Below are 369 nucleotides of genomic sequence, written 5' to 3'. Positions count from 1 at the left end.
ACCAGTCTGGCCGTGTTGTGTGCAATCGCCTCCATCGGCGCGATCGGGTTAAATATCTTGACCGGTTTTACGGGGCAGATCTCCATCGGGGTCGGCGCTTTTCTCGGCGTCGGTGGCTACACGTCCGCCATTTTGACCACGACGCTAGGGCTTAGCTTCTGGGTCTCGCTGCCGCTGGCCGGCATTGTCACAGCACTGGTCGGAGCGTTGTTCGGAATTCCTTCCCTTCGGTTGAAAGGGCTGTATCTGGCCATGGCCACCTTGGCAGCGCAAGTGATCAATTTGTACGCCATGAACCATTGGAACGCGCTGACCGGCGGAACGGCGGGCATGATTCTCTCGCCGCCGACGCTTGGCAGCTACTCCTTT

1 protein-coding gene is annotated in these 369 nt (G+C 59.1%); it reads left to right on the top strand.

Annotated elements, in window-relative coordinates; all coding sequences use genetic code 11:
* Positions 1-369 (top strand): branched-chain amino acid ABC transporter permease (locus tag MXD62_RS10440; protein ID WP_248829122.1); only part of this gene is annotated, 369 nt, incomplete at both ends.

Source organism: Frankia sp. Mgl5 (assembly GCF_023242985.1).
Classification (GTDB): Bacteria; Actinomycetota; Actinomycetes; order Frankiales; family Frankiaceae; genus Parafrankia; species Parafrankia soli.
The sequence above is the reverse complement of the archived record's forward strand: the minus strand, read 5'-3'. Positions and strand labels throughout refer to the sequence as shown.